Origin of the sequence: Paraburkholderia phenoliruptrix (assembly GCF_047325075.1) — a bacterium.
GTDB lineage: Bacteria > Pseudomonadota > Gammaproteobacteria > Burkholderiales > Burkholderiaceae > Paraburkholderia > Paraburkholderia phenoliruptrix.
The window spans coordinates 3,353,530-3,374,148 of the sequence record NZ_CP168531.1 but is presented as its reverse complement, the minus strand read 5'-3'; the positions used below and the strand labels follow the sequence as shown (position 1 = coordinate 3,374,148).

16 protein-coding genes are annotated in these 20,619 nt (G+C 57.4%); 7 read left to right on the top strand and 9 right to left on the bottom strand.

Annotated features, from left to right (window positions below; all coding sequences use genetic code 11):
- Positions 1 to 47: 47 nt before the first annotated feature.
- From ACEN8U_RS26950 to ACEN8U_RS26935, 4 genes are all read right to left on the bottom strand, one after another.
- Entirely contained in the window at positions 48 to 656 is a 609-nt protein-coding gene (locus ACEN8U_RS26950; RefSeq protein ID WP_413657925.1) for a hypothetical protein, read from the bottom strand.
- Positions 653 to 3,619, bottom strand: a complete 2,967-nt coding sequence (locus ACEN8U_RS26945; protein WP_413658625.1) for an FAD-binding and (Fe-S)-binding domain-containing protein — start codon at positions 3,617 to 3,619, stop codon at positions 653 to 655. Before ACEN8U_RS26945 ends, ACEN8U_RS26950 begins: the two co-directional genes overlap by 4 nt.
- Before the next feature lie 137 nt (positions 3,620 to 3,756).
- The gene (locus tag ACEN8U_RS26940) at positions 3,757 to 5,319 is read right to left on the bottom strand and encodes a PucR family transcriptional regulator (protein ID WP_413657923.1); all 1,563 of its coding nucleotides are present in this window, start codon (positions 5,317 to 5,319) and stop codon (positions 3,757 to 3,759) included.
- 48 nt (positions 5,320 to 5,367) lie between these two features.
- Positions 5,368 to 6,654, bottom strand: coding sequence for an MFS transporter (locus ACEN8U_RS26935; protein ID WP_413657921.1), 1,287 nt, complete (start codon positions 6,652 to 6,654; stop codon positions 5,368 to 5,370).
- 252 nt (positions 6,655 to 6,906) lie between these two features.
- On the opposite strand from ACEN8U_RS26935, the gene gabT reads away from it, so the two are divergent.
- From gabT to ACEN8U_RS26910, 5 genes are all read left to right on the top strand, one after another.
- Positions 6,907 to 8,205, top strand: a complete 1,299-nt coding sequence (gabT, locus tag ACEN8U_RS26930) for a 4-aminobutyrate--2-oxoglutarate transaminase (RefSeq protein ID WP_413657919.1) — start codon at positions 6,907 to 6,909, stop codon at positions 8,203 to 8,205.
- Between the two features lie 3 nt (positions 8,206 to 8,208).
- On the top strand, positions 8,209 to 9,411 hold the full coding sequence (locus ACEN8U_RS26925; RefSeq protein WP_413657917.1) for an aldehyde dehydrogenase family protein: 1,203 nt from the start codon (positions 8,209 to 8,211) through the stop codon (positions 9,409 to 9,411).
- 82 nt (positions 9,412 to 9,493) lie between these two features.
- Positions 9,494 to 9,832, top strand: coding sequence for a tRNA-binding protein (locus ACEN8U_RS26920; RefSeq protein WP_413657915.1), 339 nt, complete (start codon positions 9,494 to 9,496; stop codon positions 9,830 to 9,832).
- Between the two features lie 45 nt (positions 9,833 to 9,877).
- On the top strand, positions 9,878 to 11,482 hold the full coding sequence (locus tag ACEN8U_RS26915) for an amidohydrolase family protein (protein ID WP_413657913.1): 1,605 nt from the start codon (positions 9,878 to 9,880) through the stop codon (positions 11,480 to 11,482).
- A gap of 7 nt (positions 11,483 to 11,489) precedes the next feature.
- Positions 11,490 to 12,467 (top strand): CobW family GTP-binding protein, encoded by a 978-nt coding sequence (locus ACEN8U_RS26910; protein WP_413657911.1) that lies wholly within the window; start codon positions 11,490 to 11,492, stop codon positions 12,465 to 12,467.
- Positions 12,468 to 12,588: 121 nt separating this feature from the next.
- Here the strand turns inward: ACEN8U_RS26910 and ACEN8U_RS26905 are convergent, their stop codons facing one another.
- From ACEN8U_RS26905 to ACEN8U_RS26890, 4 genes are read right to left on the bottom strand one after another with little or no spacing between them, the layout of a single operon-like run.
- Positions 12,589 to 14,415 carry a CocE/NonD family hydrolase gene (locus ACEN8U_RS26905; protein ID WP_413657909.1) on the bottom strand — a complete coding sequence of 609 codons (1,827 nt, stop codon included), beginning with the start codon at positions 14,413 to 14,415 and terminating at the stop codon, positions 12,589 to 12,591.
- 13 nt (positions 14,416 to 14,428) lie between these two features.
- Positions 14,429 to 14,713 carry a hypothetical protein gene (locus ACEN8U_RS26900; RefSeq protein WP_413657907.1) on the bottom strand — a complete coding sequence of 95 codons (285 nt, stop codon included), beginning with the start codon at positions 14,711 to 14,713 and terminating at the stop codon, positions 14,429 to 14,431.
- Positions 14,714 to 14,716: 3 nt separating this feature from the next.
- Complete coding sequence (locus ACEN8U_RS26895) at positions 14,717 to 14,962, bottom strand: hypothetical protein (protein ID WP_413657905.1); 246 nt, start codon at positions 14,960 to 14,962, stop codon at positions 14,717 to 14,719.
- Positions 14,959 to 16,368: an MFS transporter gene (locus ACEN8U_RS26890; RefSeq protein ID WP_413657903.1), complete on the bottom strand. Its 1,410-nt coding sequence runs from the start codon at positions 16,366 to 16,368 to the stop codon at positions 14,959 to 14,961. Before ACEN8U_RS26890 ends, ACEN8U_RS26895 begins: the two co-directional genes overlap by 4 nt.
- Positions 16,369 to 16,545: 177 nt before the next feature.
- Here ACEN8U_RS26890 and ACEN8U_RS26885 point away from each other — a divergent pair, with 177 nt between their 5' ends.
- Together ACEN8U_RS26885 and ACEN8U_RS26880 are read left to right on the top strand one after the other, a co-directional pair.
- A complete protein-coding gene (locus ACEN8U_RS26885) occupies positions 16,546 to 17,475 on the top strand; it encodes a LysR family transcriptional regulator (RefSeq protein WP_413657901.1) in 930 nt (309 codons plus the stop codon).
- A gap of 1,540 nt (positions 17,476 to 19,015) precedes the next feature.
- Positions 19,016 to 19,426: an NUDIX hydrolase gene (locus tag ACEN8U_RS26880; RefSeq protein ID WP_413657899.1), complete on the top strand. Its 411-nt coding sequence runs from the start codon at positions 19,016 to 19,018 to the stop codon at positions 19,424 to 19,426.
- Between the two features lie 579 nt (positions 19,427 to 20,005).
- Here the strand turns inward: ACEN8U_RS26880 and ACEN8U_RS26875 are convergent.
- On the bottom strand, positions 20,006 to 20,434 hold the full coding sequence (locus ACEN8U_RS26875; RefSeq protein WP_413657897.1) for an HU family DNA-binding protein: 429 nt from the start codon (positions 20,432 to 20,434) through the stop codon (positions 20,006 to 20,008).
- Between the last annotated feature and the right edge of the window lie 185 nt (positions 20,435 to 20,619).

The window sequence follows — 20,619 nt, the reverse complement described above, 5'->3', positions numbered from 1 at the left end:
GTGTCTCGGTCGATACTTCGGGCCCTACGGCATATCCTGCTGTCGCGTTAGCTTGCGGCTGGTACCAGGTCGTCGGAGAAGAGCGGCGCGGTCAGTGCGCTCAGCAGTCGAATTTCTTCTGTGATGGCGTTTTCAGGGACCACTTCCGCACACATGAAGGCAAAGGCACCGACAGTCCGGTTGCAGACAACGACAGGGATATTGACCAGTGTTGCTGTGCCTAGCGACTTCAACTTCGCATGGTCCGGGAAGTAATGTTCAAGTTGTTCGTCGGAATTAGCGACGAGAACCTCACCACGCTCGAGCACCTTACGCGCCCAATCGGACCCAGAGAGTTGTTTCCAGCCGCCAACCGGGTATTCGCTCGGGACGGTGGAAAAAATTCGACGGACCGCACCAAGCTCTTTCGGAGCTTCCGGACGGGGCCGAGATACGAGCGCTGTCGCTTGCAGATAAGGCAGGCGCGTCTTGACCACTTCAAGCCAACCCTGAATTGCGGCTTCCCTCGATGGAGCGCGATGAATTGCTGCAGCCGCTTTGGCGAGGTTCGTCGAAAGGTCACTGTTCGGCCCGGCCGCAGCGGCGCTGCTGGTCCGAGACAACAGCAGGGCTGCTGCGCCCAGTGACGCAACACTCGCAAAGTCTCTTCTATTCATACTGTTTCTTCCTGAGATGAGGGTTCAACGGGTTGAGATGCCGTAGTCTTCTTTGTTCGTTCGTCAAGCCACTGCGCGAGGTGAATCGCTTTCCGGCCGGTGGTGTTGCCAATCTGAGAGCGGCAACTGAAGCCGTCGGTCACCAGAACCGAGTCCTTTTCGAGTGGCTCGATTTTTGGTACAAGTTCCGATTCGGCGACGGCGCGTGCAACTTCTGCTGTCTTGGTGTGATAGCCAAAGGCCCCAGCCATCCCGCAGCAGCCGGTCTGCAGCACAGCGCCGGATGCGGCAGCTTTGTCTACGAGTCGTGACTCTGCTTTCACGCCTCCGCAGGCCTTCTGATGGCAGTGCCCATGGATGTAGACGGTCTCGTCCAGCTTGGGCACTTCAAATCCTTGCGACTCGAGATACTCAGCGAGGGTTTGGACCGAAGCGGACAGCGCTTCCGCATTCTTGTCTTCCGGGAAAAGAGAGCGAAGCTCATCGCGGAACACGGACAAACAACTGGGTTCCAGAACTACGACCGGCAGTCGATGCGCAATGACGTCCTTCAGCTCCCTCATGATTTCCACGAGGTTCCGTTTTGCTTGGTCGAGCATGCCCGCGTCGTAATAAGGACGGCCGCAGCAAATCTGCTTGCTCATGAGTTCGACATCGACGCCATAGGACTTCAGGACACGCACGGTTGCATGAAGTACCTCAGGGGAGAAGCCGTTATTAAAGGTGTCGGTCCACAGGAGAACGGATTTGGATGCTTGTGGCTTTTCGTTAACGCCACCTAGCAGTCTCTTGGCGGTTTCGCTGTTTCGAAATGCTTCGGATGCGATAGCCGGGAATTTCACGTGTGCTGCGAGCCCGAATTTCTGAGAAACTGCACGAAACGCCGGCATCTTCATCGCGACGTTGATGACGCCGCTGATACGCGTGGCGACGGGCAGCCACGAGCCGATGTGGCCAATCATCGTGTCCATCAACGGACGTTTGACGCGCTGATAGTGCTGGTACAAGAAGTGGCTCTTGTACTTGGCCAAGTCAACGTGGGTTGGGCAATCGCTGCGACAGCCTTTGCAGGCAAGGCAATTGTCCAGTGAGTCTTTGACGTCTTTGTTGTCCCATCCGTCCGTGATGACTTCGCCCCTCAGCAACTCGAACAGCAAGCGGCTGCGGCCTCGCGTCGAATACTTCTCCTCGCGCGTCGCGCGGTAGCTGGGACACATGGTCCCCCCTTCGAGCGAGCGGCACTTGCCCATTCCAATGCAGCGTTCCGTGGCGCGAGCGAATGTGTCTGGACTCTGAAGATTGCCAAACGAAAAGTGACTCGGCACGTCTACGCGACGATACGTCGGTCCAAGTCTGAGGTTCTCGTGAACCGGCATCGCGTCGATGAGCTTGCCAGGGTTCATCCGGTTTTTTGGGTCCCAGATTGCTTTGAACTCGCGGAAGGCAGCCATGATTTCAGGCGAGTACATAAGCGAGAGCAATTCGCCCTTAGCTTGGCCATCGCCATGTTCACCGGAAAGCGAGCCTTCGTATTTGACAACGAGCTTCGCAGCCTCTTCGAGGAACTGGCGCCATGTAGCGATGCCCTGTCCGTTGCGCAGGTCGAAGTTGATGCGGGAATGGATACAGCCGTCGCCGAAGTGACCGTACATATTGGTCGTGTATCCGTAGCGCTCGACCAAAGCCGAGAACTCGCGCAGGTATGCGCCGAGCAGGCGCGGCTCCACAGCGGCATCTTCCCAACCGACCACGGGGTCGGGCTTCGACGGGTCGTCGCCAATCGAGGTCGCCGAGGCGCCGGTCTCGCGAACGGACCAAAGGCATTTCATCATTGCCGCGTCGGACACGACACGTGCGTTCGGCCGGCCGGGCAGGGAAGATGCCAAGTCTGCCGCCGCTTGAGCACGCGCGACTGCCGTTTCCAGACTGTCAGTACCGAACTCGACCATGAGCCATGCATTGCCATCAGGCAGTTCTGCAATGTCGGCGAGTGCGAGACCTCGTTCGCGCAAGCCACCAACGATGCCGGTGTCGAGCCCTTCCATCGCAATGGGCTCAAGGGGCAGCAGTTGGGGGACACAGTCTGCAGCATCGAAGATGGTCGGGAATCCGAAGACGGTCAGCGCGCGAGCAGTTGGATTGCGCACGAGCGTCGTCGTGGCGCGCAAGACAGACACGCACGTACCTTCAGAGCCAACCAGTGCTCGGGCGATGTTGAAACCATTTTCGGGGAGGAGCTGGTCGAGGCTATAGCCTGAAACACGGCGCTTGAGCTTGGGGAAGCCGGCGCGAATCTCTGCGGCATGGCGATTGACGAAGTTTCTAAGGCCCTGCACGATTTCTGCGCGTCGACCGCCTGCTGCGATGTGCTCTTGATATGCTGCCTCGTCGGTCGGGCCAACCCAGAACCGCTCACCGTCATAGGTGAGAATTTCCATGGCTTCGATGTTCTCGGCAGTTTTTCCTGCCATCACCGAGTGGGCGCCACAGGAGTTGTTGCCGACCATGCCACCAATCGTGCAGCGGCTGTGAGTTGCAGGGTCTGGGCCGAACGTCAGGCCTTTAAGGGCTGCCGCGCTTTTCAGCTGGTCGCAGATGACACCAGGTTGAACGACGGCGGTATGGGCGCTTCCATCCAGCTGTTCGATTCGAGTCAGGTGGCGCGAGGTATCGATGATGACCGCGACATTGACGGCCTGCCCGCACATCGAGGTGCCGGCACCGCGCGTGAGCACTGGAACGTCGGCATCATGGCACGCACGCATGACTGTGACGACGTCTTCCACCGTGCGGGGAAGGACGACGCCGATAGGAACCTGACGGTAGTTCGACGCCTCAGACGCGTAAGCCGCGCGGGACCCTGCATCGAACCTGATTTCAGCATCCGTCGTTTCTGCGAGTTGCCGCTGAAGCGCGAGAAGCTTGTTGAGGTCCGGGCGTGAGGAAGACGTATTTGAAGTCATTTGGTCGCGAATTTCGGAGAGAGCGGTGGGAAGGCGGTCCAACGCGAACTGCACGATGACCAAGAAATCCCGCGTCATACCAAATTAAAACGCGACACAAAGCTGAAGTCTTCCTACTTAAAGTAGGAATGAGAGGCTCAATCTTCGCGAAGCCGATACAGGGCCATTGCGACTTGAACCTGGAAGCGAACCTTCGGGTCTTCCAACGTCACATTGAGAACCTCCTCGATTTTCTCGAGGCGGTATCTCATTGTGCTGATATGAATGCCAAGGGAGCGCGCCGCATTGACTAACTGGAAGCCTTCATCTGCAAGCGTGCAGAGTGTGTCGAGCAGAGACTCGCCACGTGGCCGCGATACCAGTGGCGTGACGAGGCGCTCGATGAGCATGTCCCGCGCATTAGCATCACCAAGCAGCGCGCGGGGGAACAGAATTTCATCGAAACGATGAAGCCTTCCAGGGCGCAGCGTTGGGAGCAACGCATCAACGTCCTTCGAGCCAGTGGCCATACCATCGATGCCCGTGTGAACTCGGCTTATTGCCATGGCCGCGCGTTGGTCGGTCACCGCTTCCCATAACAACTCAGGTGAGGCCTCGGCGGGTAGGATGAACTTAATCTGATTAAGCCATATTGCGAGCAGTTCCGGTTGACCAGTAGCCCGAAGTTGATGTTTCAGAGATTCCACCCAACGCTCGCGGCGATTCAATCCTTCTGTCGTGAGCGGGATGGGTTCGTCTAAAAGCACGAGACCAATTCGATATTGATTTGTCTGGCTCCAGCCGCAGACTCGCGCTCGCTCAATCGCGGCGGGTGTGGCCGTGAATTCGCCATCAAGAAGGCCGGCGACGAGAGCATAGCCCAAGCGGTCTTCTTGTTGTGCGAGCTGCTGCTGGTGCATGAGGTGGAGAGCAGCCACCACGCTTGCATGCTCCATCGCGCGGGTATCGAGTTCATCGGCTTCCGCGCCTTCGAGGTCGAGCCAAGTTACTGCGACGAGCGAATCATGAAGTCTGACGGCCAACCGAAGTCGATACAGAACACCGTTCGCAGTCTGGAATTTCACGCGGGTCGGCCTTTGCGCGCTTCTTGAATCAACGGGTGATTGCGAGAGAGAGGATATAAACTGCTCTTCCAGCAACGGCGAATTTTCGTCATCGACTGATGTGCCAAGGATTTCGCCAGAAACGCTGGTGAACGCGACTTCTCGGCCGACGAGCTTTCGCAATGTTTCCGCGATGTCGCGTAAGCTTTTGGCGGTGACCGCAGCGTTGGTCAACGCTCGATGCAGCTGTTCAGACCGTTCGATAATTTCAGCCTGGAAGTTAATTATCTTCGCGAGAATTTCGTGTGTAACTTGACTGAACTGCACGGCCCACGGCAGTTCGAGAAGAGGGAAACCAACGCTACGAGCTTCGCTGATGGCTTCTTCAGGAAAGTGGTCTCGAAACTGAGGGACCGCAAGGACGACGCCGGCAAGTCCAACGTCGCTCAGTTCACGTACCAACCGTCGCGACGTTTCGGCGTCGCGCGGCCAGTTATAGCCGGTTGTCAGCAGTAGTTCGCCCGGCTTTACCCAGTTGACGATGTCTGGATGGTCAACCATGTGAACCCAGGTAATCTCGCGCTGAAGACTCTCTTCTCCAGCAACGACCTCAGCTTCACGTAAAACAGTCTCACGGATGGCGGTGTCGAGCTTCATGGCGGCGAATAGTTTCGCCGCGGTATCAGCCTGACACCGCGGCATCAATTAAGCCTCTTTGGGCTGTCGGTAACCGAACAAGACGCCGAGTAAGCTGAACGCGGCGGCAAAGATAACGTAAATAGCAGGTGCCATCGGCGTTCCCGTGGTGCTGATAAGCCACGTGAGAATAAGCGATGCAAAACCGCCGAATGTCATGACCGCGAGATTGTAGGCGACTGAAAGGCCGGTCGAAAGCACCTTCGTCGGGAACGTTTCCGACAAAGCAGCCAGGATGGGGCCGGTATAGATTGCGATGAGCACGCCAAAGATGGCCTGGAAGACGCACAACGTTGCGACTGACGGTGACTTTACAATCATTGCGAACAGCGGCCATGCGAGGACGAGCATTGCCGCTGAGGCGCCACCCAAAAGCCACTTGCGCCCAACCTTGTCTGAATACCAGCCAGTGAACGGCGAACAGACCGTGATGACGCTACCGCCGACCATTGCAGCGATGAACGATGCCGATTGGGGAAGTTTCAGAACCTTGACCGAGAAGGTCGGCATGTAAAAAAGAATCACATAGATACACACCGTCCACAGCACGACCATTGCAAAGCTCGCGAAGGCTTGCCAGGGGTAGTCGCGCAACACATCAGAGAGCGGCGTCTTCGACTTCTCTGCGTCCAAAAAAACCGGCGTCTCGTCCAGATTTCGACGAATAAAGAAGCCGATAGGTCCGATGAGCAGGCCCGAGAGAAACGGAATACGCCAGCCCCAGCTTTCCATGTCCGCAGTGGAGAGGCCAAGCGTAATGCCGGTACCAAAGCAAGCGCCGAGTAGCACTGCAAACCCGATGCTCGTCTGAATCCAGCTAGAGTAGTAAGCCTTTTTACCCTTTGGAGCGTGTTCGGTAAGGAATGCGGTAGCCGTGCCCATTTCGCCGCCAGCAGAGAAGCCTTGCAAGAGACGCGCAAGGACAATCAGGCACGGTGCGGCTATGCCAATCTGCGAATAGTTTGGAGCCAGCCCGATGAGTGCCGTGCCTGCGCACATCAGAAGGATGGTCAGCGACAATGCCGATTTACGGCCTGCGCGGTCGGAATAGATGCCGATGAGAATCCCGCCGAAAGGGCGCACAAGAAAACCTACACCGAACGTCGCGACTGAAAGCATCAGCGAGGTGAGGTCGTTCCCGGTCGGAAAAAACTGCTTTGCGATGGTGATGGCAAAGAAGCCGTACACCATGAAATCGAACCATTCGAAACCGTTTCCTAGGACGGTCGCAACGATGGCGCGCCGTCGTGCCGTCCGCTCGTCCTGATACTCTGCTGCCAGATTCACCGTGTTCATCTCCGCTCCCGGTACGTGCTCAAGCTCTTTTCAATGGGTCGGCGCGGTTCGCCAAGAACCAGCCGTATCTCATTGAAGCCAGCCAGAAATCGCATAACCATCCACGTTTGGTAGGAACGGCATCTTCAAGATTAGTACACGAAGTAGTAATTGCGTCAAAATAACTGAAAATTAGCTCGAAAATTCCTACTTAAAGTAGATGTTCTCGTCATTTCTGGCTTCCTACCATGGGTTCACCTCAGGAGGTCATTCATGAACAAAAGTCTCGACAAGTCCCAAAGCGCCGCTGCGCTTCGCCAAACCTACGTCGCTCGCGGAGTCGCGACCGCCCATCCGATTGTTGCTACCCGTGCGGCGGGCGCCTATCTTTGGGACGAGACTGGACGCAAATTTCTCGATTTCGTTGGCGGAATCGGCGTCCTCAACGTCGGCCATAACCATCCGGCCGTTGTAGCCGCTGTGCAGCAGCAGCTGGAATCGTTCTCGCATGTTTGTTTCCAGGTCGTGAGCTATGAGCCGTATGTCCGCTTGGCAGCGCGCCTGTCCGAACTTGTGGCACCGGGACAGGGTTACAAATCGGTCTTCCTGACCACGGGCGCTGAAGCGGTCGAGAACTCCATCAAGATTGCACGCGGCTACACAAATCGCCCGGGCGTTATCGCGTTCCGCGGCGGCTTCCACGGTCGCACGCTACTCGGCATGTCCCTGACGGGCATGAGCGCACCGTACAAGCAGAACTTCGGACCGTTCGCGCCGGACGTCTATCACGCGCCGTACCCCAATGCGTACCACGGCATCTCGTCGGACGATGCGCTCAAGGCACTTGAGACCATTTTCAATACGCAAATCCAGCCGGACCGAGTCGCCACGATTATTCTCGAACCCGTTCAGGGCGACGGTGGTTTCCTGGCCGCGCCGGCGGAGTTCATGAAGGCGCTGCGCGAGCTCACGACGAAGCACGGCATCGTGCTGATTTGCGATGAAATCCAAACCGGTTTCGGTCGGACGGGCACGATGTTTGGTTTCCAGCACTCGGGCATTCAGCCTGACCTCGTAACGGTGGCGAAGAGCCTCGCTGGCGGCCTGCCCATCTCCGGCGTGGTCGGCCGCGCCGAAATCATCGATGCACCGACCCCGGGCGGTTTGGGCGGCACTTATGGCGGTAATCCGCTGGCTTGTGCCGCGGCCAATGCAGTGCTCGACATCTTCGAGCAAGAGAATCTCCTCGAGCGCAGCGTCAAAATCGGCGAGCAACTTCGCGCCGGCCTTGACGAGCTTAAGGCCCTGCATGCGGAGATGGGTGAAATCCGTCAGACCGGTGCCATGGTTGCCGTTGAGTTCGTCTCTGACCCTCAGGCAAAGACGGCCGACGGTGCGCTCACTCAGCGCATTCTGGATACGGCACGCGAAGAAGGGCTGCTCATTATCAAGTGCGGCGTCGAGCGGAACGTCGTTCGCTTCCTGTCACCCCTGACTGTGTCCGACCAGGATGTGTCCGACGCGCTCGGCATGTTCGGTCGTGCCGTCGCTGCGGCCAAAGCTGCTGCCTAAGCGATGCTGGACGGACGGCTTGACGAGGCCACCCAACGCCTGCTTGCGCGACCATATGGCGCGCGAGTAGGCATCACACGTCGTTTCGACATCAATAGTCCCTTCGACGGTTCGGTTGTTGGCAGCGCGCCCGACACCGACTCCCGAACCATCGCACCGCATTTCGAACGTGCTTTTATCGCTGCACGAACGCTTCACACCACACGCGTGGTTCAAGAGCGGTTGTGTACCTGGGCGAAAAAAATCGCCTTACAGCGAGAGAGGTTGGCGCGCACAATTAGCCTTGAGACGGGCAAGCCAATCAGGTTTGCTCGCATAGAGGTGCTGACGGCGCTTGCGACTCTCGACCTTTACGGTTCGAGTCCGATTGCAGCCTTGGCGCGGGAGTGGACGGCAGCGCAGGTGACGTTTGGCATCTTGAATTGGTGCGACCCGGTATTGTCATTGATAACAGAGACGGTAACGGCGCTGAGCAACGGCCGTGCGTTGCTTGTGAAACCCTCTACGCGAGCATCGCTATCTTCGTTATCGTTGGCTGCGCTTTGGAAGGAAGGTGACGACCTCGACGGATTGCTGTGCGTTGTTCCTTCTACTGATGCGATTGGAATGTTACATGCGGCGCTCATGCACTCTCATGTGAGCGAAGTCCGGTTTCGAGGAAGCGGTGAAGTGGGCAGCTACATCATGGGTGCGTGCGGCGAAGCATTAGTGCCCGTGACGATAACTACGGTCACTCGGTCTCCGCTCGCAGTCGACAAGCACTCCGACATCGAGTCCGTGTGCGACTCAATCATTCAGCGGGCCTTCTTTCCTCCTTTCCGGGGGGAAGCCGAGCGCATATCGTGTCTTTACGTACACGATTCCATCGCGGACTTGGTTGTCTCCACACTCATCAGCCGAGTAGCTCAGTTAAATGTCGGAGACCCGCTCGATGAGCGAACTGATGTCGGACCGCTCATCGACGATGTCGCGGCGACCCTGATAGACGAACAAGTCGAAGAAGCGATAGCCGCGGGGGCAGCGCCACCGGTCATCGAGCCGGGGGCCAAGCCCCGACATTTCCGTCCTGTGATTTTGGACTATGCTCAAGCTTCCATGAGGGTTTGCCAAGGTGAGCTCGAGGGACCCTTGCTCCCCGTGGTCAGATACAAGCATCCGGACGAAGTTCAGAATGCACAGTTGCTCAACGCGGACTCGACGGCATAGCGACCGAAATGCATCCGCCGTACTGCGGCTATGTCTCGAGACCCCGTTGGGCCTTGGATACAAAATTTTTTATTGTTACAAGATGAGCGATACAACCCCTTACGAAGCATTTTCAATGGTCGACATGCGCGCTGGCCGCATCGCTCGCGTCGAATTGAACACGGAAGCACGGAAACCTGCCTACAAGATTTGGATTGACTTCGGCGAGCTTGGTGAACTCGCAACCAGCGGTCAATACGTGGCACTCTACAAAGCTGAAGAGCTTGTCGGTCAGATGGTCATTTGCGCAGTGAATCTCGGCGCCCGGCGTATTGCCGGATTCAAGTCCGAGGTTCTGATGCTCGGCGTCGAGGGCGCGGAGGGCGCGGTTGTTTATCTCAAGCCGGAGCGTGATGTCGCCCCCGGCACGAAAGTATTCTGAGGATTGACGAAAGCCTGAACAGGGCAATTCGATAACGGAGACAGCATGAGCGCGCCTGGTGTGGATATTGAAGTCGGCGAAGAGATGGTCGCCGGTTTCGCAAAGAAAGGTTTGGGGCAGGTGCAAGCGGCAACAGAGCGTGACCGCGGCGCCGGTCCCTTCCGGCGACTCGTTCTGCGCGGTGCGATGGTCATCGATGGTACGGGAGCGCCTCCTTGGGGACCGGCCGACATCGTGGTCGAAGAAGGGCGCATCACTCACGTAGCCGCCGTTGGTGTACCGGGCCTACCTATCAACCCGGCTCGTCGCCCCGAGGCTGGCGACCATGAAATTGACTGCTCTGGAAAGTTCGTCACACCAGGCTTCATCGATTGCCACGCCCACATCGGCACGCCATTCCACGCCGAAAACGGCGAGATGCTGCCAGCTGACTACATCTACAAGCTTTGGCTCGCGCATGGCGTTACGAGCGTCCGTGAAGCAGGCACGATGAATGGGCTTGCGTGGACGCAGCAGCAGGCGGAGGCAGCTGATGCTGGCCAGATTGCCGCGCCGACGCTGTACCCATACGTTTATTTCCCCGCAGTCAATGATTACCTGAAGACAATCTTCACGCCGGAGCAGGGTCGGGAGTGGCTTCGAAAGGCCCACGCAAAGGGCGCACGAGGCGTTAAATTCTTCGGTGCTCCACCTGCAATCATGGAAGCCGCTCTTGATGAGAGCAAAAAGCTCGGTTTGCGGACCTGTTGCCACCATGCACAGCTTTCAGTTGGTCGTATGAATGCGTTGCGCACAGCGCGCTGGGGGCTGACAAGCACCGAGCACGCGTACGGAATTCCTGAGGCGTTGTTCGATGGTCGCACGCTGCAATCAGTGAGCGACGACTACAACTACAACGATGAGTACATGCGGTTCGCAACTGCCGGTCAGACATTTCTGCAGGCAGCGCGGCCCGGCAGCGCGAAATGGAACGAGGTCATCGAGGCATTCCTCGAAGCAGGGCACACCTTCGTTCCGACGATGAACGTTTACGACAGCAACCGCGATTTGATGCGTGCGCGTCGTGCTGACTGGCACGACGAGTATACGGACAGCACGACGTGGAAATATTTCCAGCCGCAACGTGGCGGTCATGGCGCGTACTTCTATCGTTGGTCGGTGAAGAACGAGGTCGAGTGGAAGGAGAGCTTCAGCATCCTAATGACCTTCCTGAACGATTACAAAAATCGTGGCGGCCGCGTGTGCGCTGGCAGTGACTCTGGCTTCATGTACCAGGTCTACGGTTTCGGGTTCGTTCGCGAGCTCGAACTGCTTCAAGAAGCCGGCTTCTCGCCGCTCGAAGTTCTGCGCGCGGCGACATCGCATGCAGCGGAGCTTCTCGGCATTGAAGCTGACGCAGGTACTCTTGAGGTCGGCAAGCGGGGCGATATTCTTGTTCATGACCAGAATCCGTTGACCGACTTCAAGCTGCTCTACGGCACCGGTGCCGTCCGCTTGAACGAGGACACCAACGGACCTGAGTTCAAGCGTTGCCTGTTGAAGACGATTCGAGGTGGGATGGTCTACGACGTCGCTGAACTGCTGTCAGACGTTCGTGACATGGTGGCTGACACTTGGTCGGGTTCACCCGAGAATCAACGGGCGCGGTGAGGGTCGCATGGAAAATGGACCGCAATTCATCATCGTCTCAGGCATGCTGGGTAGTGGGAAGACCACACTACTGGAGGGCCTGCTCGCCAGCGAGAGCACAACCGACACTGCCATCATCGTCAACGAGGCGGGTGAGATAAACATAGACGGTGCCGTGCTGTCTGAATCGGCGCGCGGAATGTCAATGGCTACGCTCAGCAACGGATGTGTCTGCTGCTCGTTGACGAACGACCTGGTCACCACGGTGCAAGACCTCTTCGAGTCGCGCCGGACCTCAGGGCAAAGTCCGTTCGCTCGCATTGTTCTGGAGTGCAGCGGTCTCTCGCGACCTGGGCCCATCGTTTCGTCATTGCAGGAGCTCTCCGACCTACGCCTCCGGCTGCATCTGGTTACGACCTACGATTGCAGTCGACCGTCGCTGCGGAGTGGTGAATTTGAAGATGCTGTGGCCCAACTGGCTGCCGCCAGCGCAATTGTTCTCACCAAGGTCGACCTAGTATCGAGTGCGAGGCGTGACGAGGCGTTTGAATCAGCAGCGGCCGCCAACCCGCTCGCGCGAGTGGTGAACGAGTTCTCTGCGTCAGTTCGCGTTCGCGAAGCATTCCTGCCGCCAGAAAGTGGATTGCCAATAGTGCTCAAGGAACAATTGAGGCAACCCGAGCCCTCAAGATTGCTCCACCCTAGGGTCCGCGTCTTCCGAGCCAAGCTTGAGGAGAACCAATCGTGGGAAGCAACCCTCGACTGGTTGGAGAACCTGGCGGGAGCGCTCGGCGAGCGACTGTTGCGAATCAAGGCGATTGTCTCGGGGGATAACGGAAGCGACCGTGTTTTGCTCCAAAGCGTAGGAACGACATTTTCAGCACCGCGCCGTCTCAGTCCGAATACGACCGCGCCACTCGGAGCCATCGTCATTGCAAGGGATTGTGGGCGTCAGGACTTGGAAGAGATTCCCGCAGAAAATCCGGTAACCTGGTTCGACCATTAGTGGTTACGGACGCACGCGAGGCTGTGACTCTCGCGGCGCTCGGGTCTGCGCCGACAAGTGGTTATGTTGAGGTTGCCCGCCGCGCGGCGGGCTTCATTAACTTCTGGGCGTGGAACGTCTTCTACGCAATGGCCGGTGTAAGCGGCACCTCGACGAAGCTTCCACCGATGCCGGTGTGTACCGAGAAGACGGGTGGGCGACCATATGGCATCGGCACGAAGTGACCCGCATCGGCGCCGGAAATCGATACACGTAGTCTGCTCCCTTTTTTCAACGTCCATGCAACAGGGAGCAACGGGATAACGAAGTCGGTTGGCACTCCGACCTCGAGACGAGACGCATCAGCGCGGTGATATGAACGGAAGGGCCACGCGGTCACGTACTCTGCCGGGGCTTCGGACATTTTCCGATGTATCGCGCGGAGCATTCCCTCGGTCATGTAAAAGACGTTTCCTTCGACGTCGACTTCAGATAGGTAGACGAATATCGACGCGTCCCCCTGGTCAACCGCCATTCGAAGGGTTGCCACGGCGTGTCCTGCGAGGGACATCGGTTCAACTACCGGCGCAGTCTCGTAATGCAACATCGCGGCGGAGCAGTCAGACCAGTCGGGGTAATAGTCAACGATGGTCGCCGCGCCAAGGCGCTCATATCGCGTTTGCTTACCACTTGATGTTTCGAAATCAACCTTGAAACTGTCTATGGATTGTTCAGCCGGGGATTCGGTCAGTTTGCCTCCGGCAGACAGGTTGAATCGGGTGGGCTTTGAGACTGGAGGCCAAACCGCCGACGCCTGCCACTGTTCAGCATGAACGTTGTAGTAATGTATTGGCGCCTCAGCATCCAGGCCCGCGTCCTTGCCCATCAAATGCGTGTCGAAGAATCGGAGTAGCTCAGCGAGCAGATTGAACTGCGGAGCCTCTTGCTTTCGCCAGGGTGAGACATTCGTACGGGCACCGTGGTCCCATGGCCCCAGAAGCAGTCGGTCTTTCGGGTTCGCGCGAGTCAGGAAGCGCGTAATCGCGCCATTAGCGTAGCCCGCGCCATCAAACCAGCCTGAAACAGAATAAATGGGGACCTCGGGCGAAATCTGGTCGAGGTAGTGATATGGGCTGCAAACGGCGAGGGTGAACTCTGTGGCGTGAAGCATCCCCTCGTCTTTGAATGCAAACTCACCCGCTGCGTCCGTGAGAGAAAAGTTGCTGCGGTGCTCGTTGATAGCGGCAGCGAGTAGCTTGCCCTCAGTATCTTCATCCACGCGGTGCGGTCCTTGCAGTCCGGGGTCCTCGTAGTACGAGATTTGACGGATGAGGTCGCGCCGGTCATGGTCCATTGCAACCATGAGTGTGGAGTACGCCTGAGTCCAGACCTTCGACACCAGGCCGCCCGGGTACAACTGCTCACTATAAATGTCCGACACGCCGAACAGCGGCGCAATCGCTTTGACAGCCGGATGCCCTGTACTCGCAAGAAAGCAGGCGGCAGCGCCGACATATGAGATGCCAGTCGACCCGATGACGCCGTTCGACCATGGTTGCTTGAGGGTCCATTCTGCGACCTCACCGTAGTCATCGCGTTCCGTGGGAGAGCGAAGGGCATCGCGCGTTCCGAAGCTCGCGCCGGTGCCCCGGACGTCGACCACAACGACAACATACCCTCGAGGCACGAAGAAGTCGCGGTAGCGGGCCGCGGCTGGCGCAGCCTCAGCTACCTTGCCGTCTGTCTCGAAACGCCTGTAGTACGGGGTAAAGATGAGCAGCGTCGGGAACCGCTCCGCTTGCGGACCTGCTTGCGGAGTGTAAATGTCGGCGGCAATACGGCAGCCGTCACGCATGGTGATGTACAGCGATTGCGGTGCAGATGGAAGCTGAAAATGCGCAGGCCTGTTTGAGAGGTACTGGCTCGGAGGCACGTTCCAGGCCGAGTTCTTGTCGTCGCGGTCTGACATGATGGTGTGTTCCTTACTGGTGGTTCAATTCAAGAAGTTCGACGGAAGAAGGCTCATTGCATAGAAAGGCAGGCAGTGCTGCCTGAGCCAGGCATCGCACGACCGGAATGTGCGCATCAAGGTAATAGCCGTCTTCGGTATGGAGGAGATTGACGGTAGCCAGTATCTTTCCCATCCAGATTACCGGAACGTTCAGGATGCTCGAACATCCGGTTGCAAGAATCGTCTCGGCGTCGGTGAAGTTAGCGACGATGTCATCCCGGTTGCGTCCAATGAATGGCTGTCCAGTGACGAGCACTTTCTAGAGTCTGGGAGCAGAGTCGATGCGCTTGATGCCGCCTGCCGCGTAAGAGTCGCGTAGGTTGCTATACGCGCGTTTGACAATCCCTTCTTCGATGTGGACGGTCAGAACGGTGAGCAGCTTTCGACCAACAATGTCCGCGATTGCATTGTCCAGAGCTGCGAGCGTCGACCGTGGTTGTTCCTTGAGTGTGTGAGCATCTGTAATTGAGCGCAGCCCGGAAAGGATGTTTTCGCATGCGGTCATGCGTCACCTCTGGAGGGAATCGGCATACCGTCCGCGTGAACGGGTCTGCTTTCTGAGGTCGAAATTTCCTCCAGTGCCAGACCGCGAGTCGGGATACCGAAGACGAGAACGATAGCTGCACCAGCGAGGAGAATGCAGGTTGTGATGCCGAACACGCCTGCGAAGCCTAATGTCGGGTAGATGAGTCCGACGAGTATTGGTGCGATTACGGCTCCAACGCGACCAAACGACGACGAGGTACCGACGCCGGTAGCACGAAGGTGCGTGGGGAAGATTTCAGGCGTGTACGCATAGACGCCGCCGAACGTGCCGTTCATAAAGAACGAGAGGCAAATACCAGCGACCGCGATTTGCCACGTCGCATCGGAGAACGCCATTCCGACGGCCGATAGCCCACCCAGGACCATGTAAGTCGCAATTGTCCCTTGTCGGCCCACTCGCTCGTTGAAATATGCTGCGGAAAGGTATCCAGGAATTTGCGCTGCGTACATCAACAGGGAAAAGCCGAAACTCTTCGTGAGCGTCATGCCGTGCTGAACGAGCAGGCTGGGAATCCACGTGAAGAACGCGTAATAACTGAACGCAATTGCGAACCACATCGCCCACGACATCGCGGTTGTTCTGCGCAGCTTCGGCGACCAGATGGCCGCAAAGTTTCCGAAGAAGCTTGAAGGACTAATCTTCGGACTCGACTGCACAATCGCTTCCAGGACGGGCTCAAACGTTCGCCCTTCCTTGAGAACGAGTGCCTCGATTCGGTCCATTGTCGAGTTGGCTTCCGCGATGCGTCCGCGGCTTTCAAGCCACCGGGGCGATTCCGGCAGGGCTCGTCTCCACCACAGCAGGATGAAAATAGGCAGCGAGGTGATGACCACGACGAAGCGCCAGCCATCGTGGAAATGCGGGATTATCAAATTGCCCAGAACGGCCGACATGACGTAACCGAAGGCGAAGAACCCTGCTAGCGCGCCTGTGAAAGCTCCTCGATACTTGCGTGCGACAAACTCCGATAGAAATGGCGCAACGATGGCGCTTTCTGCACCGGCTCCGAAGCCCGCGAAGATTCGAATCGCGTAGAAGGCTTGCCAGTGATTTACCTGAGAACTGATGACCGAGGCGATGCAGAAAATAATTAGCGCCGTCATCATCACAAAACGACGCCCAAAACGGTCGCCGGCCAGGCCAGCAAGCATTGCTCCGAAGAAAAATCCTGTGTAGGTGCTGCTGGCGATGAGGCCTGTCTGCAGAGAGGACAACCCCCAGGCTTTGGTGATTGCGGGCAACACGAAGGCCATCGACGAAGAATCCATTGCGTCGAAGGTGTAACCCAGCCCGCCCATGAACAACAACTTCTTGTGAAACCCACAGAACGGCAATCGTTCGAGGCGTGCTGCGACGCTAGGCATGCTCTGTCTCCCACCTTCCCATCTTCACGGCAAGGCAACGTTCTACGAAGAGCCATTCGCTGACGACTCCGACCCGTGGTCTCCTTGGACCGCGCAGGAACATTTAACGGCTTCAACTTTCATGCGTCAAATGCGAAAAACAATCCATAATGTGCGAAAAACGCATATGGAGCGCTCATGCTTAATGTCCGGGAAATCGAGGCGTTCAAAGCCTTCATCGAATGTGGGTCGGTAACGCTGGCCGCCGACCGGCTCTCGCGGACCCAACCACAGGTTGGCCGGCTGCTTTCTTCACTGGAAGAGTCGGTCGGATTCAAACTCTTCGACCGTGTTGGCAAGCGGCTGCATGCGACCCCTGAGGGATGGCGCTTCTATGAAGAGGTCGACCGTGTAATCCGTGAGATTGAGTCGCTCACTCGTTCGGCTGCGCAGATTCGTTCAGGCGCTTCAGACCACCTCCGAATCCTGGTGGCACCGCACGCGACGAATGCATTGGTTTCGCCTGCCCTGGTGGTTGTACAGGACAAGTTGCCTGGCTTCACAGCGGAGGTAGCTACGCGCGTGCGGCTCGACATCGAAACGTGGATAACCCCCGAACAATTTGACGTCGGGCTTAGCATCCTGCCCATCGACAATCCAGGTATCGAGGTGGAACCGTTTATCAGGACACGGGCGGTTCTCGTCATGTCCGAAAATCATCCACTCGCGGAAAAAGACGTTCTCGCGTTCGACGATATTCTGGATTTGCCGCTTGTTGCGACTCATTCGAGGTCGCTGCTTCGACAACATCTCGAGCGGTTGTTCCGTGACCGAAAGCGAACGGCGAACATACGGTACGAAGCGACGAACGGGCTCATCGCGTGTGAGCTTGCTGCTCAGGGTCTAGGTGTCGCATTGGCCGACCTTTTTGTCGCAATCTCATCTGGCGCACCGAACCTTGTCATGCGCCCGCTCTCTGAAGAAATTCCCTTGGAATATGGGTTCTTGTATCCAATTGGGAAGACGAGGTCAAAAGCCTCAAGCATCTTCACTTCCGCCGTACGAGAAACGGTACATGAGAGGTTGTTCCGCTTACCGATGCCGGGTGTGGCCTTCGATTTTTTATGACGATTTAACTCCCTAAGCCCTTGGTTTCACCTTCCTACGTTTGAGCATTCTCTCAAGGGTACATCTATCGTTTTTCCGAATGCCCCTTGGTGGAGAGGAGCCCCGCCTTATCCTGCGCGGGGCCTTCAGACATGTTCCAATGCATCGTTAGATGCCCCTCGGAGCCAGCGTCGCCCGTCAGCCGTTCGCCTCAGGGCGCTAACTTCGCCACCCTGTCCGGTTTCTCAAGGCTATCCCACAGTACCGGCTGTCCCGCGACTGCTGCCGTTGATGTCCGACCAGTCGCGCGGCCACACCGTGGAACGGGCAGCAGTATGTATACCGCGCGACAGGGGTGATGATTTCGTATTGAGCGACAGTGCTCGCAAATCTCGTGGCACGCCGGGGCGATTTGTCGGAAAAATATTTCTGCGGGTTTATCGTGCGCGGCGATACGACAAACTTTCGCGAAGTCTGTCGCACGGTTTGGATGGAAGTGCGTGAAAGACTGAACCTCCCGAGAGGCCGAAGGGGTTCTTGTTGTTCACGCACGTGTAATCTATTAATGATAACCATGCTGAAAGCCCAAACCGGTAAATACCGAGTATCTATGCGTCCAGCATTGAGCAACGGATGCGCGAGCGCTGAGGGACCGATATGCACAGAAGAGCACGCCTTGATGTCTGTTTGCCCGCAGCGCTGTTTCTCGTGTTGTGTTTCACGTCGCTACCCGGACTGGTACTCGGCCTGTCGTGGATGACCGTAGGGATGATGGCAATAGGCCACCGCGGGCTAGAGAGCTTTCCTCGCGTCGCGCCGTCCGTCGAATGGCGCTCAGGTTATCGCTCCGGTTGCGTCTGGTTTTATCACATCGCCTGGTGGCCTTGGTATGTGCGTCGCGAGATGCGTCGGTTTTTTCGACGCCTTTTAGGTGCCAGCGGGGCTTTGTCCGAGCCCCATGCAACCATCGGCCTACAAGAAGCGCCTCCATCTGTATCCGCACTGCTCGCGAGGAAGAGAGACAATGGAAATCTTTGAGTTGACGATACAGCCGTGTGCCTGAGCGTTCGCGCCAAGTGCGCGATGCGGTGTCAACTGCCGATTGGGAACAGCGAAATATCGGCAGACATTTGACCGGCTATTCTGCTGTGACGGAGGTAACAGCATGCAGCGTAACTACCCCTATCGTGGATATGTCATCAGCGTATCGATAGAGAATTACAGCTCGAGTAGCTTTGCGGGCAACGGAATGTCAGATTCAGGTTGCGACGCGGTCGTTCAAGTATTCATAGAGGGCAGTGACGTTCCATGTTGCGGACCGATTCACGTGACCGGAAATAATGGACGCCGGTTTGGAATGCAGGCCGATGCACTATTGGCCGGCAGTACCGCCGGCCAGCGAGCCATTGATGAACTCCTCCTGCCACGCCGATGAGCGCGAAGTTCCTGACGTACCCGGGGCGATATTGGCTTGGTCGATGGCCTGTGGCTCATCGAGAGGCATAATAGAGACCTACCTCGAACATCGAAGTGCTATGCGCAGCGGAGAGACGATAAAACGATGAAGCAGCGAGCCACAGTCATCTGTGAACGCGATGGTAATGTCTTGCTAGTCGCGCGTGAGCGTGGGCGCTGGGCCTTCCCAGGTGGACGGCAGAAGATAGGCGAAGACATCGCATCGACGGCCATCCGCGAGCTCGGCGAAGAGACCGGATTGCAGGTTTCCAGTAGCCACTACCTGTTCCAGTTTCGCGGGCTGCGGACCCGCCACTTCGTGTTCATCGTTCGGCTGACCAATGAATCAGAGCCAGTGCCGTCGAATGAAATCGCGCGTTGTCGGTGGGTGAAACCGCAAGAGCTTGCGAAGTTGGACACGAGTATTCCCACCAAGGGCATTGCGGAAATATTTCTTCGCCAATCGCGCGGCAGTAGGCAGTCACCAGACGAAACCGCGCAGGCGCTTGCAACGTAACCAAGATACCGCGCGAAGATATACTGCAAATTACTTGGGGGGCGATACGCGTTTGATGAATCGCTCGTCAACGACTTCCGCGAGGTGCGGCGTTGCTACGCCCACCGCCTGACGGATTTCCAGTCTTGCTCGGCCAGTTACCGCCTGAAGAGCCACTTCCCGAGCGGCCGTTACTCGCAGCTGATTTGGCTCCGCTGGACGAGCCCTTCGATGCACCGCCCGAGTTGCCGCGAGCGCCACCTTGGCTGTCGCTTGCTCCTTTGCTCATCGCTGCCTCCGTTGAAAACACTGAGGAGAGGCGCTACTCGCCTTGCCTGAAGAGTAAAGTCGCGCACGGCGATAGCGGCCATCACACAACGATACTCCTGTTTGTGACGGTTGGCATGCCACATCGGCCTCATGCGGAGGGCGTTGCGCAAGGGTGGAACGAAGGAGTGACATCGGCTTCGCGTCCAGCCGACGATAACGACAGAAGCGTTGCGCCTTTGGCGGTTGATGTGGACTGCCGTGCACGCGTGTAGGACGAACCCGAAAAAAAGCCCGCTCGAAAGCGGGCTTCGGTCAACCATGACGGAACGCTTAAGCCGCTGCATCCTTCAACTTTTTGAGCGGACGAACCTTGAGCTTCACGCTGGCCGGCTTGGCGTCAAACCAGCGCTCCTCACCCGTGAACGGGTCCTTGCCAAAGCGCTTTTTCTTGGCCGGCACTTGCTGCACGCCAATCTTGAGCAGGCCAGAGAGCGTGAACTCACCAGCACCCTTCTTGTGAACAGCGCCCAGAATAGTGTCTTCCAAGGCCGCGAGGATGGCTTTCGCTTGCTTCGGTTCGACACCGGCCTGCGTGGCGACGTGAGTGGCGAGCGACGCCTTAGTAAACGTATCTTTCATCGGCTTGAGCGCAGTAGGCGCCGTAGCCGCTTTCTTCGCCGGGGCTGCAGCCTTCTTCACTGCCGTCTTGGTTGCAGCTTTCTTGGCTGCGGGTTTTACCGTCTTCGTTACCATGGACATCCTCATTTTCAGATTTTGAGAATGCTTAAGACGAGGCACCCCAGAGATAAAGCACTCGGCACATGCGCCGTCTTAAGCTGGAGGCAAGCGTAGCAACGGTTTGTAGTCAATGCAAGCAGAAAGCCCCTTATAAAAGGGTGTATTTCGCTTTTGCAGCTGAGCCTAGACCAGCTTTGTGACCTGCC